This window comes from Vibrio sp. 10N.222.55.C6 (genome assembly GCF_041473395.1).
In the GTDB taxonomy this organism is placed as follows: domain Bacteria; phylum Pseudomonadota; class Gammaproteobacteria; order Enterobacterales; family Vibrionaceae; genus Vibrio; species Vibrio crassostreae_C.
In genome coordinates, this window is the sequence record NZ_JBFRSD010000701.1 from 1 (window position 1) to 402 (window position 402).

Annotated in this window: 1 pseudogene; it reads right to left on the reverse strand. The window is 45.8% G+C overall.

From position 1 onward, the window contains the following. Nucleotides 1-402 (reverse strand): annotated as a pseudogene (locus AB4486_RS25725) (patatin-like phospholipase family protein); the annotation flags it as partial.

A 402-nucleotide genomic window follows, 5' to 3' on the forward strand; every position in this document is an offset into this window, starting at 1 on the left:
ACCGAAATGATGACAATAGGACGCGCGTGCTGGGTGTCGTACAAGTTTTTCAGCTCTTCGTTGTCGTTGTAACGCAAGTATTCAGACATCTCATACACCGACAGCAAACCGAGGTTGTCAGTAATCCCGCCATCCACAAGGTGGAGATAACTCACATCATCCTTATTGCTATATGACTCTAACGACTTGATCAGATTTCGGTTGCGGTAACTGGTGGCGTCGAATGAGGGTTGTATGTGTTCTGTTTTGTCGCAGTCGTTTTTGTTTTCAAGCACAACAGGAGTAAATACAAAAGGGACAGCAGAAGAGGCGGCCACCGAGCTAGACACGGAATAGCTGTTTAAGTCTGAACAAATCAGGTCAAAGTACTCTTGTGTGAATGAAAAACGCGAGCCCGTTGAA